We start from the raw sequence: 11,975 nt of genomic DNA on the forward strand, positions 1-11,975 counted from the left end.
CTTAAGCTCAGCCTTTGTAGGGGCGGCGGTCGGTGCAGCCGTTGGAGATGGAGTCTTGCTTCCGCATGCTGCGGCAGCTATTGAAAGGGCGAGTGTAAGTCCAAGTGCAACTAGTTTTTTTCGTCTCATGTCGAATCTCTCCACCTTTATCGTTTAGTTTTATATATTTTCTGTAACGCCTGAATTTCTTGAATGCAGACTACTCGGCGAACAGAGCTGTTGAAAGGTATCTTTCTCCTGTATCCGGAAGCAGGACAACGATATTCTTGCCTTCATTTTCCGGCCTTTCTGCCAGCTCTGCCGCAGCGAATATCGCCGCTCCGGAGGATATTCCTACAAGAAGACCTTCGGTCTTTGAGATTTCCCTTCCTGTGATGAATGCATCCTCGTTCTGGACCTTGATTATCTCGTCATAGATCGATGTGTTCAGGGTTTCTGGTATGAAGCCCGCACCGATTCCCTGGATCTTATGGGCGCCTGCTCTTCCTTCTGAAAGTACCGGGCTGTCAAATGGCTCGACTGCAACGATCTTGACTTCAGGATTCTTTCCCTTCAGATATTCTCCAACTCCTGAAATGGTTCCGCCGGTTCCAATACCCGCAACGAAAATATCCACTTCACCGTCAGTATCCTCCCATATCTCAGGTCCTGTCGTAGCGAGATGCACAGCAGGATTTGCCGGATTCACGAATTGTCCGGGTATGAATGAGCCAGGTATATCTTTTGCCAGCTCTTCAGCCTTTGCGATGGCACCCTTCATACCTTTCGCACCTTCAGTAAGCACAAGCTCGGCTCCCAGGGCCTTCAGGAGGCTCCTTCTCTCCACGCTCATGGTCTCGGGCATTGCAAGAATTACCCTGTAGCCTCTGGCGGCTCCTACAGACGCGAGCCCTATTCCAGTATTCCCGCTGGTGGGTTCGATTATCACAGAACCGGGCTTAAGGAGTCCCTTTGCCTCGGCATCGTCTATCATTGCCTTTGCTATCCTGTCCTTAACGCTTCCTGCCGGATTGAAGTATTCAAGTTTAGCGATGAGCTTCGCCTTAAGCTCATGCTTTTTCTCATAGTTGCTCAGTTCCAAAAGTGGTGTTCTTCCGATGAGGTCTGATAGGTTCCTGTAAATCTTTGACATTCTATTGTCCTCCTAAATTCAATCAAAACAATACATATATGATTAGTATGAATTAAAAATACGCCAATTTCTTTGCGTTGTCAACACTTTACTGCAAGGATTTTGGATTTCCTGGTATTTTTGCTGATGCCAGATTCATTTTCCTCAGCTTCTCAAATCCTGAAGTCGTAGTCTGGCGTTATTCTCCTTAGAAACTGCTTTGTCCTTTCCTCTTTAGGGTGCACAAATATGTCGTCCGGCGTGCCTTCTTCGACAATTGTCCCATCATCCATGAAAATTATGTGTGTGCCGACTTCCCTTGCGAAAGTCATTTCATGTGTAACGACTACCATTGTTGTTCCATCCTCAGCAAGCTTCTTCATTACTGCAAGTACCTCACCGATCAGCTCTGGGTCGAGAGCGGAAGTTGGCTCGTCAAAAAGAATGACATCGGGATTTACCGCAATTGCTCGTGCAATCCCTACCCTCTGCTGCTGACCGCCCGAAAGCTGATGTGGATAGAAGTCATATTTTCCAGACAGACCGACCTTGTCGAGGGCACGTCTCGCGATTTCAGATGCGAGGCTCTTCTTTACCCTGCGGGCGACAATAAGGCCTTCAGTCACATTTTCCAAAGCTGTCTTGTTCCTGAACAGGTTATAGTTCTGGAAGACGAAGGCAGTTCTTTTCCGGATATCAGATATCTCATTTGAACTTGCCCTTGGTATATCGAGGTCAAGCTCCTTGAAGGAAAGCCTGCCACTGTCCGCCTTCTCAAGAAAATTGATGCAGCGAAGGAGAGTTGTCTTTCCAGATCCGCTCGGTCCGAGGATGACTATGACATTTCCAGTTTCCACAGAAAGGTCGACACCTTTCAGTACCTCATGTTTCCCGAAGCTCTTGTGCAGGTTTTCGATTTTGAGCACTTAGCCCACCTCCTTAGCAGGTATATGCGAATTCACATTGAAGCTGTTTTCAATGAGCTTGAATAATTGCTGTACTGCAGAACAAACTATGATATATAGCAGGAAGACTACAATATAGGCTTCTATGTAGTTATATCCGTATGCCGCCTCGACTTTTGCTATAGCTGTTATGTCCTTAACGGTCATGATAAAGGCCAGTGAAGTGCCCTTGATGAGGTTGATAGTGACATTGCAGATGTTTGGTATAGCCGACACAAGTGCCTGGGGGATTATTATCCTCCTGTAGGACTGGAAACTTGACAGTCCTGTTGATAAGGCTGCTTCCATCTGTCCAATGTCGACAGTCTGAAGAGCAGAGCGGAAAACTTCGGATAGCGAGGCAGTTGTGTTAAATGTGAATACCGCATAAGCATAAACAATCGGATTGATCCCGAAAATGTCAATGTCCAGACCTGCGCTTTTGAATAAGCTGTTCAGAAGACTTGGAAGCAGACTGTACACAAGCAGGATCTGCAATACCATCGGAGTGCCCCTTATCAGGGATACGTATACCGAGGAGATCACCTTAAGTCCCTTTATCCTGTGGATCCTTGAAATCGCCATGAAGAACGCCGCAGGGAAGGATAGCAGAAGAGTGACAACGGTTATCATAAGGGTGACCGGTATTCCTGCGGATGCAAGGAGGAATGTCCTCATCATGAATTCTAGGTCAAGAGTCAAGCGGACCACCTCCTCATACAGACAAGACCTGTTTTCTGCCCTTATCGAAATGAAGCTCAAGCAGAAGAAAGACTTTTTCAATGACAATTGTCAGGCACCAGAAGATGATACCTAGCGCAATATATGTTTCAAGCGCATATGCGCCGTAATTCCTTGAGATCACAAGGGTTCCTTTGCCCATAATGTCTATCAGTCCTATTGTATAGGCAAGTGACCCTTCCTTCAGGAGACCGATCAGAGAGTTGGTGAAGTTCGGGATGGCAACGACGGCAGCCTGAGGAAGTACAATTCGATAGAATGCCTGGAACGGGCTCATCCCAATGCTTACAGCGGCTTCAGTCTGACCCTTGTCTATTGACTCATAGGCAGACCTCATTACTTCAGACATCGTTGCAGCAAATATAAGGCTGAAGGTTATTACCACGAACACACCCTTGCTCTGTCCGTTTATGTTTATCCCAAAGCCATCTTTCAACATTTTCGGAAGGCCATAGTATGTCATGAACAGCAGGACGATCGAAGGTGAGCACCGCAAAATCCATGTATAACCATCAGCGAGCAGCTTTGAGATTTTATTTCCTCTGACCTTGGCCCTTGCGAGGACAAGTCCAAGCAATGAGCCGAAGGCTACAGAAGATAAAGTGACTGCAATTGTCACTCCCAGAAAAGGAAGCAATAAGGGGATGACTTCCAATATGAAGCTTGGTTTGAAAGGTCTCATTCAGTTGCCTCCTATAAAATCCTATTTCTGTATGTATTCGAAGATGTCTTCGCCGAAGTACTCAAGTTCAAGCTCCAGTATTCTCCCGCTTTCCTGCAGCTGCTTTATAGCTGTATCATATGCATCAGCTAACTCCTGATCGTTTTTATTGAACAGCGGCCATGTAGGGATTGCCCTGTATGGGACAAAGGACAGCTTGTCCGCAAGGTCATGGTATGCACCGTTATCAGCCAGGACATTGTTCTTGAACGATAGCTGTATGTTGAAGTATGCATCATACCTTCCTTCCAGAAGCCAGGTATACGCGTCCGCTACATCGAAGGACTCTGCTGCTGTCAGCTCCACCTGGTTGTCAGGATTTGCATCGTTGTATTCTTTGACAATCGAGTATTGGGCATTCTGTGGTGCGATTGGCACCAGTTTTCCGCTGAATTTGGCAAAGGATTCCATATCCTTGATCTGGTCTGCGTTCTCGGTCCTGAATGTAAGTCCAATTATGCTAGCTGCAATATAATTTTCTGGGAATATGAACTTTTCCTTTCTTTCGGCGGTGACCCAGGCACCCTTCACTCCGATGTCGTACTTGCCTGATTCGACGCCGATCAGAAGGTCGTCATCTGATGTCGGTACGAATTCGAACTCATACTCCGGAAGTAACTTGTCCACCTCTTTCAGGACCTGGACCTCGAAGCCGTCGGATTCACCCTTGTCATTCACGAAATCATAAGGTACATAGGTCTGAGTGTGGGCCACATATACCTTCTTCTTCTGTACTGTTGTTGCAGCGCCTTTTGTCTCATTGGCTGCGCCGCAGGCTGCAAGTACTGGAAGCAGGGCAAGTATTGATACAGATGCTATTATCTTTTTAAAGTTCCTCGTTATCATTTCTATCATCCTCTCTTCTTTATATTTCATGTGGAATCTGTGCAGCGGATCTTACCCACTCAAGTCGCTCAATCCTGATATCATTCGGTACTGTGCAGTCCGCTCCAATGATGATGCCGGTAGTCCCTGCATCTGCAATAAGAGCCTTGGTGAATGATTCAATCTCATTTTTGCTTCCGGTGTGTATAAGGCTTCCCGGTGAGTTAGCGAATCCCCCTATGACAGCCTTGCCGTTGAAGAATCTCTTTCCTTCAGAAAGGCTTACATCTTCAATGTTGACAGCCCAGTTTACTGCCTTTGCGTCATAGCCGCTATAGAATGAAAGGTCGTTTCGGCTTCCTTCATACCCGCAGATGTGGAGTATGTTGTTATCGCTGACCCTGTTTGCTGCATCCAGAACCTTCAGCTCACCAGGAGCAACCACATCTAGGTACTTTTCCTTGTTGACGTAAGGGTCCTGTATGTTCTGTACGCTTAAGTAGATGCCGTCTGCTCCGCCCTCTTTTATAAGCAGATCTGCCAAGGATGCCAGATCCTCACCTATAACGTCAAGTGCATGCCTTACCGCTTCACTATCCTCCCTTATGAGTTTTCCCAGCAGTTCGTTTCCGTTACTGGTCTGAAGGAACTTGAAGTAAGTTGCGGGTGCGAATATGTTATAGAAGGTAAGGACTTCTCCACCAAAGGTCTCAGTCAGTGTTTTGACCAACTCAACCTGCTTTCGTATCCATGGATGTGATCCACCGACTGGCTTGATGCTTTTGAGAACAGCAGCGTCCTTTACATCGGCTAAAAGAGGGTTAGGGTAGTTGAAGAATCCATCGCTCATCAGCTTCACGAAATCAGGCTTGAAACCGTTGTAGAACCTAATGTGCCCTTCAATGTTCTTCTGGATGACAGATGGATACTCCAGACCTTTTGAAAAATCGTCTCCATCTACGAAATGAAACCAGAATCCTACAGGTACCCTTTCCACTGGTCTGTTATTGAAAGCATCCGATACAAGTTGTCTCTTTGACATGTTATCACTCCATTTTTTCTGATTTTGGGTATAAAAAAACAGGCCCTAAGCCTGAACGTGGTAAAATCCTATTCCACTGTACAGCTATGGTTTATATTCATATGAAATTTTTCCATGACAAATACAGCAACACATGGATGATGCCTTGCTGTGACAACATATGCAGTTTTTTGAACTAACCTGAAAATCCATTTTCATCTTGTATTCCCCCTGGAACAAATTAATCATATATCGCATATAAACAAACTATGATTTCCTAGATTATATATTCAGACTATTCGGGCTGTCAACCTATATCTGCCGAAACTTTCAAAAATTGTCTGTTTTTTGTCAAATATCCTGCGGTATGTCAGATTTCAGGTTATCCTGTTGACATCAACAGGGATTATAACTACAATATGTTTTAAAACATATATGATTAGTATGGTATGGAGGGAATCGTGAGGATATCAGCAAAAACACGTTATGGAATAGCAGCCCTAATTCATTTGGCACAGAATTCCACGGAGGACAGGCTTGTTCCAATACTCAGCATATCCGAGGCATTGGGCATTTCTAAGATTTACCTTGAACAGGTTTTTTCGCTTCTTAAGAGAGGGGATATAGTAGTGTCTGTGAAGGGGGCCCAGGGTGGGTACCTGCTTTCAAGACCTGCAAACGAGATTACGATGCTTGAGGTATTCAAGGCAATAGAACAGACTTTATTTGAAAATACGGAGGAGACAGTACCTGCAAAAGGGCAGGAGATCGAAAAGGCTATGAAGGATGTCATATTCGACAGGATCGACAATGCCATTGAGGTTGCCCTTGTTGGCATAACCTTGCTGGACATGGTGCATGAGGCCAAGAAGAACAAGTCAACCAATGAGTTCATGTTCTTCATTTGACTTGGTGGTTTTCTGACATTACTAAAAGGCAGGAGGATGACAAATGAGAAAAGAAACCCGGTGCGTACATGGAGCAAATGACAGCAAGGAAACTAATGGGGCGGTATCATTCCCCATATACCAGAGTGCCACATTTTCACATCCTGGGTTGGGTGAGAGTACCGGGTATGATTATTCGAGGCTGCAGAACCCTACCAGGGAGCATCTTGAAAAGGTAATGGCTGCCCTTGAAAACGGAGTGGGTGCACTTGCATTTTCCTCAGGAATGGCAGCTGCCTCAGCATTGATGGAGCTGTTCGTTCCAGGTGACCACATAATAGTATCTTCAGACACATATGGCGGCACCAGCAGGCTGTTTCGCAACATATCGGTCAAGAACGGACTTAAATTTGACTTTACAGACACATCGGACATTGAACTCGTGGAAAGCCTGATTTCTGAAGATACCAAGGCTATTTTCATCGAGACTCCAACCAATCCCATGATGCACGTCTCGGATATCTCAAGGCTAAGTGCTCTGGCAAAAGCAAACAGTATGCTGACAATAGTTGACAACACTTTCCTGACGCCATACTTCCAGCAGCCACTGAGCCTTGGGGCGGACATTGTGCTGCACAGCGGAACTAAATATCTGGGAGGGCATAATGACACTCTTGCAGGTTTCCTGGTAACGAAGTCACCAGAGATCTCTGAGAAACTTCGGTTCATCTACAAGACAACCGGTGCATGCCTGTCACCATTTGACAGCTGGCTTATCGAAAGAGGTATCAAGACACTGGCCCTGAGGATGGAGAAGCATCAGAAAAACGCCATGGGAGCAGCAAGATGGCTTGAAAATCACAGCAAGGTCAGAAAGGTCTTCTATATAGGTCTTGAATCTCATCCGGATTACAAGGTGAGCACAAGTCAGACTTCAGGCTTTGGCGGCATGATCTCCTTCGAGGTAGACAGTGAAGAGACGGTGAAGAAGGTGCTTGGAGGTGTCAGACTGATCAGTTATGCTGAAAGCCTGGGGGGAGTTGAGAGCCTGATAACCTACCCCATGCTGCAGACACACGCTGACCTTCCGATGGAAGAGAGGCTTTCAAGAGGCATAAACGAGAAACTGCTCAGATTGTCGGTAGGTATCGAGGATCTGGAAGACATTGTAGAAGATCTTGCTGAAGCATTGGGAGATTAGCTATGACATATTATTTTGATGAGATGATAAACCGAAAAAACACAGATTCAATAAAATTCGATTTTGCAGTTGAGAGAGGAAAGCCTGAAGACCTGCTGCCGCTATGGGTGGCGGACATGGACTTCAGGGCTCCAAATGAAGTGATAGAAGCGCTCGAATCAAGAAGCAGGCACGGCATATTTGGATATACTGAAACAAAGCCCGACTACTTTGAGACACTCAGGGAATGGTTTGAGAAAAGATTCGGATGGAATATCGAGAGCAGCTGGTTGGTTAAGACACCTGGTGTGGTATTTGCGATTAGCGCCGCTGTGCGCGCGCTTACTGATGAAGGCGATTCCGTCCTGATACAAAGGCCGGTATACTATCCGTTCTCATCATCAATAACCGATAACGGCAGAAACCTTGTAAACAATCCGCTCAGGTACTCTGATGGCAAATATTCGATAGACCTCGATGATTTTGAGAGGAAGGTCAGGGAAGAAAACGTGAAGCTGTTCATACTCTGCAACCCACATAATCCTGTCGGAAGGGTCTGGAGCAGGGAAGAGCTAATAGGTATGGGTGATATATGCCTGAGGTATGGAGTCAAGGTTGTCTCAGACGAGATTCATGCTGACTTCGTACATGAAGGATACAGACATGAGGTTTTTGCTGACATTAAGCCGGAGTTCAGAGACATTGCGATAACCTGCACTTCGCCAAGCAAGACTTTCAATCTTGCCGGCCTGCAGATATCCAACGTATTCATATCCAACCAGGAATTAAGAAGAGCGTTCATTGGTGAAATCAGAAGGACAGGCTATAGCCAGCTTAATACTTTGGGACTCACAGCATGTAAGGCAGCGTATAAGTATGGTGGAACCTGGCTTGATGAGCTTAAGTCGTACCTTAAGGGGAATATTGAGTTCGCAGCAGGGTATATCGAAGAAGAGCTTCCGGGCGTAAGACTGGTTAGGACTGAAGGCACCTATCTGCTTTGGCTGGATTTTAATGACCTTAGGCTTGACCATGACAAACTTGAAGATATCATTGTCAACAAGGCCAAGCTATGGCTTGATGACGGAACGATGTTCGGTATCGAAGGCGAAGGCTTCCAGAGAATAAATGCAGCATGCCCGAGAGCGACACTGGAAACCGCTCTTTCGAGACTCAAGGATGCCCTATATGATGCCTGCAACCAGCGAGGAACTGAAATAAAATAGAGCAAATGAAGGTTTGGGTGAGTCTCAAACCTTCTCTTTTATTTCTGAAGCATTCCTTCATTTTCCCTAAAATAAAAATGAAAAGCAGTTACGACAAAAATATAATTTAATACAGTAATAATATATTGATAAACAATAAATTGCGTGGTAGAATCACATTGAATCGTGGTGTTAATCACGTAAGAAACCAAACAAAGATTGGCTGCTCTTGTCCAAATATGTATGACAATTGAAAGTATTAAGGAGGGAATCATGTCTACAGAAAATATGATTATTGAAAATTTGGCTAAGCCGCATGAACTTGAGAGGATGTTCAGGGAAGAACCTGAGGTATTCAAGAGTGCATTCAATTCAGCATATGAGCAAAATCGTGAATCACAAGTACTTTCAGTCTGGTTTGAGAGGCTATATTTCAAAGAGGATGAATTGGTTGCGAAGAATAAGATGCCACAGAGTGACTTTATGGTTATGGGAGCACTTGCAGTATTTGCTGGAATCAGTTCGAGGATTATCATGTACTTTGCTGAGTTGGACAAGATATCGCCAATCAACGTTCTTTTTGGTGTCATACCTTTTATCTGCGCTTATTTCCTCTACAGGAGCAAACCTGAGAAGAAGATTCTCTATTCCATCATATCACTGATAGCAATATCCATAATTTATATGAACCTCCTTCCAAAGGAGAACACAGACAGCATAATGCTCTCATATATGCACCTTCCAGTCTTCCTGTGGGTATTGATGGGGTTTTCGTTTACCGGAAATGAATTCGGTTCAGTAAAAGCAAGATTGTCATTTCTTAAGTTCAACGGAGAATTCCTGATCATTTATGCAACCATGGCAATTAGCGGGATGATGCTGACCGGATTGACATTACAGCTATTCTCTGTTGCAGGCTTTGATATTTCGGAATTTTACTTTGAAAATATTGTGCTTTTTGGGGCTGCGGCTCTTTCAGTTGTTGCATCGTATCTTGTGACAACAAATATGAAGCTTGCCAAAAGCATAGCTCCATACATTGCAAAGATATTCAGCCCGTTAATTCTTATCACTCTCGTTACATACCTTATTGTAGTGGCAGCTTCTCGTAAGAATCCATTCTTGGACAGGAACTTTCTTCTTGTGTTCAATGGGATTCTGATAAGCATACTTGCAATATCGATTTTTTCGATCACCGAAAGCACTAAGGATGCTAAAAAGAGCATATCGGATTATGTCAATTTTATCCTGATAGCCGTTGCGTTGGTAATGAACGCAATTGCCCTGTCAGCAATAGTTTTCAGGCTCGCTTCGTATGGTATCACTCCTAACAGGATAGCTGTAGTTGGATTAAATATCCTGATTTTTGGTAACCTCATATGGATAATATCTTCGTATGCAGGTTTTATTCGAAATGAAAAAGGTTCATCAGCGATTCAAAATGCCGTAACAAAATATCTGCCTGCATATGGGATATGGGCTGCATTTGTTACATTTGCCTTTCCGATTATTTTCAGCTGACTTATGCATCAACGATAATTCTTTCCTCAATCTCCATACGATCTAAGTGCATTGTTTAAAATTTGAATTTCGATTGCCATATAGATATAATGTGAGTATGTAAGGATAATGAGAATTGGGGGGAATCAAGTGGATATCAAGACAAAAAAATCTTCGCCTTCTATGGATGAATGGCTTAAGGTAGCAAAATCAGATCCAAGGGCATCCCAGGTAGGAATGTTTCTTGTTCATAACGGGGTGGTGCGTGAGACTGCCAAAGCAAAGGTGCGTTTAGGAGAGGAAGGTACTGCACCTGTTACAGGCATGGTATTTTCGTATGACGAGATCAAGGTCAACGCTGCTATTGAAGAGACATATAAGCTTAAGGGTGTCTATTATGTAAGGACTTGGCTGAACGAAGGTCAGCTCGAGGTCGGTGACGACATCATGTATGTACTTATTGGTGGAGACATAAGACCGAACGTAATAGATGCGCTACAGTTCCTTGTGCAGAAGATAAAGACTGAATGTGTTACTGAGATAGAACTCAAGTAAATTGGTTCAATCCTGAGACTGATTATGCAAGCTTAAGTCTGACAGAACAAAATATTTCGGAAATCCAAAGGCTTCTCGACCAACACCTCTGCTTAAGCAGCGGGAAAGGTAAAGAAGCCTATTTTGTATTATAAGTCAGGTTTTACCAACATAAAATGTGAGGTCCTAATCACCTGGAGATTGTCATTAACTGTTACCAACAGGCAGTTTGTTTTGAGAGAGTCGCTCACTGATGATATGAAGGCGTCTAACGAGGAGTCCTTCCTGATTTTTCAATCAGGTTTCGTCTGCCAGTTAAGTCACCAAATAGTTCAAAGCTGAAATACCTGTGGATTGTTATCGCCGATATATACCGTCAGGGCGGATATTGATCAGCCTGTGATGGGAGGTGGTTGCTTCGGCATTAGGCAACTAAAGGAAGAGGTGAAGCTAGAAGGAAGGGATGTACTTAGAGTTACTGATGGCGGATGCAGAAGCAACGGTATGTAGATATTAAGCAATATACTGAATTTAAAGGTTGAGAAAATACTCTAAGGAGAAGTAGATTCACAACGAATAGTGATACTATTTGCGTATGCTAATGGGGAATTTAACTCACAGGAAGACCTGGGGAGAAAGGACAAGAAGGCAAGTAAGTCTTTCTATCCAAAACCAGATAGTGTAAACCTCTATGAGAGCGGATACGGGAAGTACATATGGATACACAGTGCATTGAAGACTATTGAATACTGATTGAGAATGATAGAGGGAAAAAATAAATAAGACCAATGAGGTGGAAATTAGGCTTGATCAAGTTCAGATACTCTGAAGGATATATCTGCAAGAAATACTATAAGACAGCAAGCCAAAACTTCACTGTGCAGTCAGAGAAAAGACTTTGGATGGGATTTAGATAATAATGGAGCAGAGTTCACCCATATCAATCGTGATGATTTTACTATTTCGGCTGATGGACCCTTCCTTTTAATAGAGTAAAAAGAAGGGTAAACTCTCCATATCGCTTACTTGGCTGAAGATAAGAAAAAAAAGAATATATATTTTTTCGAACATTAAGACCTACGAAAGTATTACAGTTACAAAGCTGATTTCAGAAGAAATAATGAAACCCATCCCTTTCAATTACCTCAGATAGAACTAAGGAGGAAATAGTAATAGCATCTACTCCAATGAGACTGAGTAGCAAGCATTCGAGATGTCACTTGGATTAACAAATAGAATATCCCGGGAAGCTAATCGATACAAAACCAATGGTTGGCTGTCTGAAAGGTAGTGTATTTTAATTTGT

The 11,975-nt window shown here is 43.9% G+C and carries 12 protein-coding genes; 6 read left to right on the forward strand and 6 right to left on the reverse strand.

The window, feature by feature from the left end; genetic code table 11:
- Positions 1 to 199: 199 nt before the first annotated feature.
- From cysK to T472_RS05215, 6 genes are all read right to left on the reverse strand, one after another.
- Positions 200 to 1,132: a cysteine synthase A gene (cysK, locus tag T472_RS05190; protein ID WP_023384551.1), complete on the reverse strand. Its 933-nt coding sequence runs from the start codon at positions 1,130 to 1,132 to the stop codon at positions 200 to 202.
- A gap of 152 nt (positions 1,133 to 1,284) precedes the next feature.
- Entirely contained in the window at positions 1,285 to 2,037 is a 753-nt protein-coding gene (locus T472_RS05195) for an amino acid ABC transporter ATP-binding protein (protein WP_023384553.1), read from the reverse strand.
- On the reverse strand, positions 2,038 to 2,757 hold the full coding sequence (locus T472_RS05200; RefSeq protein ID WP_023384555.1) for an amino acid ABC transporter permease: 720 nt from the start codon (positions 2,755 to 2,757) through the stop codon (positions 2,038 to 2,040).
- A 13-nt stretch (positions 2,758 to 2,770) separates the two neighbouring features.
- Positions 2,771 to 3,478 carry an amino acid ABC transporter permease gene (locus tag T472_RS05205; RefSeq protein WP_023384561.1) on the reverse strand — a complete coding sequence of 236 codons (708 nt, stop codon included), beginning with the start codon at positions 3,476 to 3,478 and terminating at the stop codon, positions 2,771 to 2,773.
- A gap of 21 nt (positions 3,479 to 3,499) precedes the next feature.
- The gene (locus tag T472_RS05210) at positions 3,500 to 4,393 is read right to left on the reverse strand and encodes a transporter substrate-binding domain-containing protein (protein WP_201781751.1); all 894 of its coding nucleotides are present in this window, start codon (positions 4,391 to 4,393) and stop codon (positions 3,500 to 3,502) included.
- A complete protein-coding gene (locus T472_RS05215) occupies positions 4,383 to 5,384 on the reverse strand; it encodes a uroporphyrinogen decarboxylase family protein (RefSeq protein WP_023384571.1) in 1,002 nt (333 codons plus the stop codon). Before T472_RS05215 ends, T472_RS05210 begins: the two co-directional genes overlap by 11 nt.
- Positions 5,385 to 5,824: 440 nt before the next feature.
- Between T472_RS05215 and T472_RS05220 the strand changes: the two genes are divergently transcribed.
- The 6 genes from T472_RS05220 to T472_RS20090 all read left to right on the forward strand — a co-directional run bounded on the left by T472_RS05220 (position 5,825) and on the right by T472_RS20090 (position 11,179).
- Positions 5,825 to 6,271 (forward strand): RrF2 family transcriptional regulator, encoded by a 447-nt coding sequence (locus tag T472_RS05220; protein WP_023384573.1) that lies wholly within the window; start codon positions 5,825 to 5,827, stop codon positions 6,269 to 6,271.
- A 43-nt stretch (positions 6,272 to 6,314) separates the two neighbouring features.
- Positions 6,315 to 7,451: a trans-sulfuration enzyme family protein gene (locus T472_RS05225; RefSeq protein ID WP_023384576.1), complete on the forward strand. Its 1,137-nt coding sequence runs from the start codon at positions 6,315 to 6,317 to the stop codon at positions 7,449 to 7,451.
- Between the two features lie 2 nt (positions 7,452 to 7,453).
- Positions 7,454 to 8,656, forward strand: coding sequence for a MalY/PatB family protein (locus T472_RS05230; protein WP_023384578.1), 1,203 nt, complete (start codon positions 7,454 to 7,456; stop codon positions 8,654 to 8,656).
- A gap of 252 nt (positions 8,657 to 8,908) precedes the next feature.
- Entirely contained in the window at positions 8,909 to 10,156 is a 1,248-nt protein-coding gene (locus tag T472_RS05235) for a DUF4153 domain-containing protein (RefSeq protein ID WP_023384581.1), read from the forward strand.
- 108 nt (positions 10,157 to 10,264) lie between these two features.
- Positions 10,265 to 10,690 carry a molybdenum cofactor biosynthesis protein MoaE gene (locus tag T472_RS05240; RefSeq protein ID WP_040906759.1) on the forward strand — a complete coding sequence of 142 codons (426 nt, stop codon included), beginning with the start codon at positions 10,265 to 10,267 and terminating at the stop codon, positions 10,688 to 10,690.
- Positions 10,691 to 11,023: 333 nt separating this feature from the next.
- Positions 11,024 to 11,179 (forward strand): hypothetical protein, encoded by a 156-nt coding sequence (locus T472_RS20090; RefSeq protein WP_207643948.1) that lies wholly within the window; start codon positions 11,024 to 11,026, stop codon positions 11,177 to 11,179.
- Positions 11,180 to 11,975 lie beyond the last annotated feature (796 nt).

The sequence above is a fragment of the Youngiibacter fragilis 232.1 genome, assembly GCF_000495435.3.
Lineage (GTDB): Bacteria > Bacillota > Clostridia > Clostridiales > Clostridiaceae > Youngiibacter > Youngiibacter fragilis.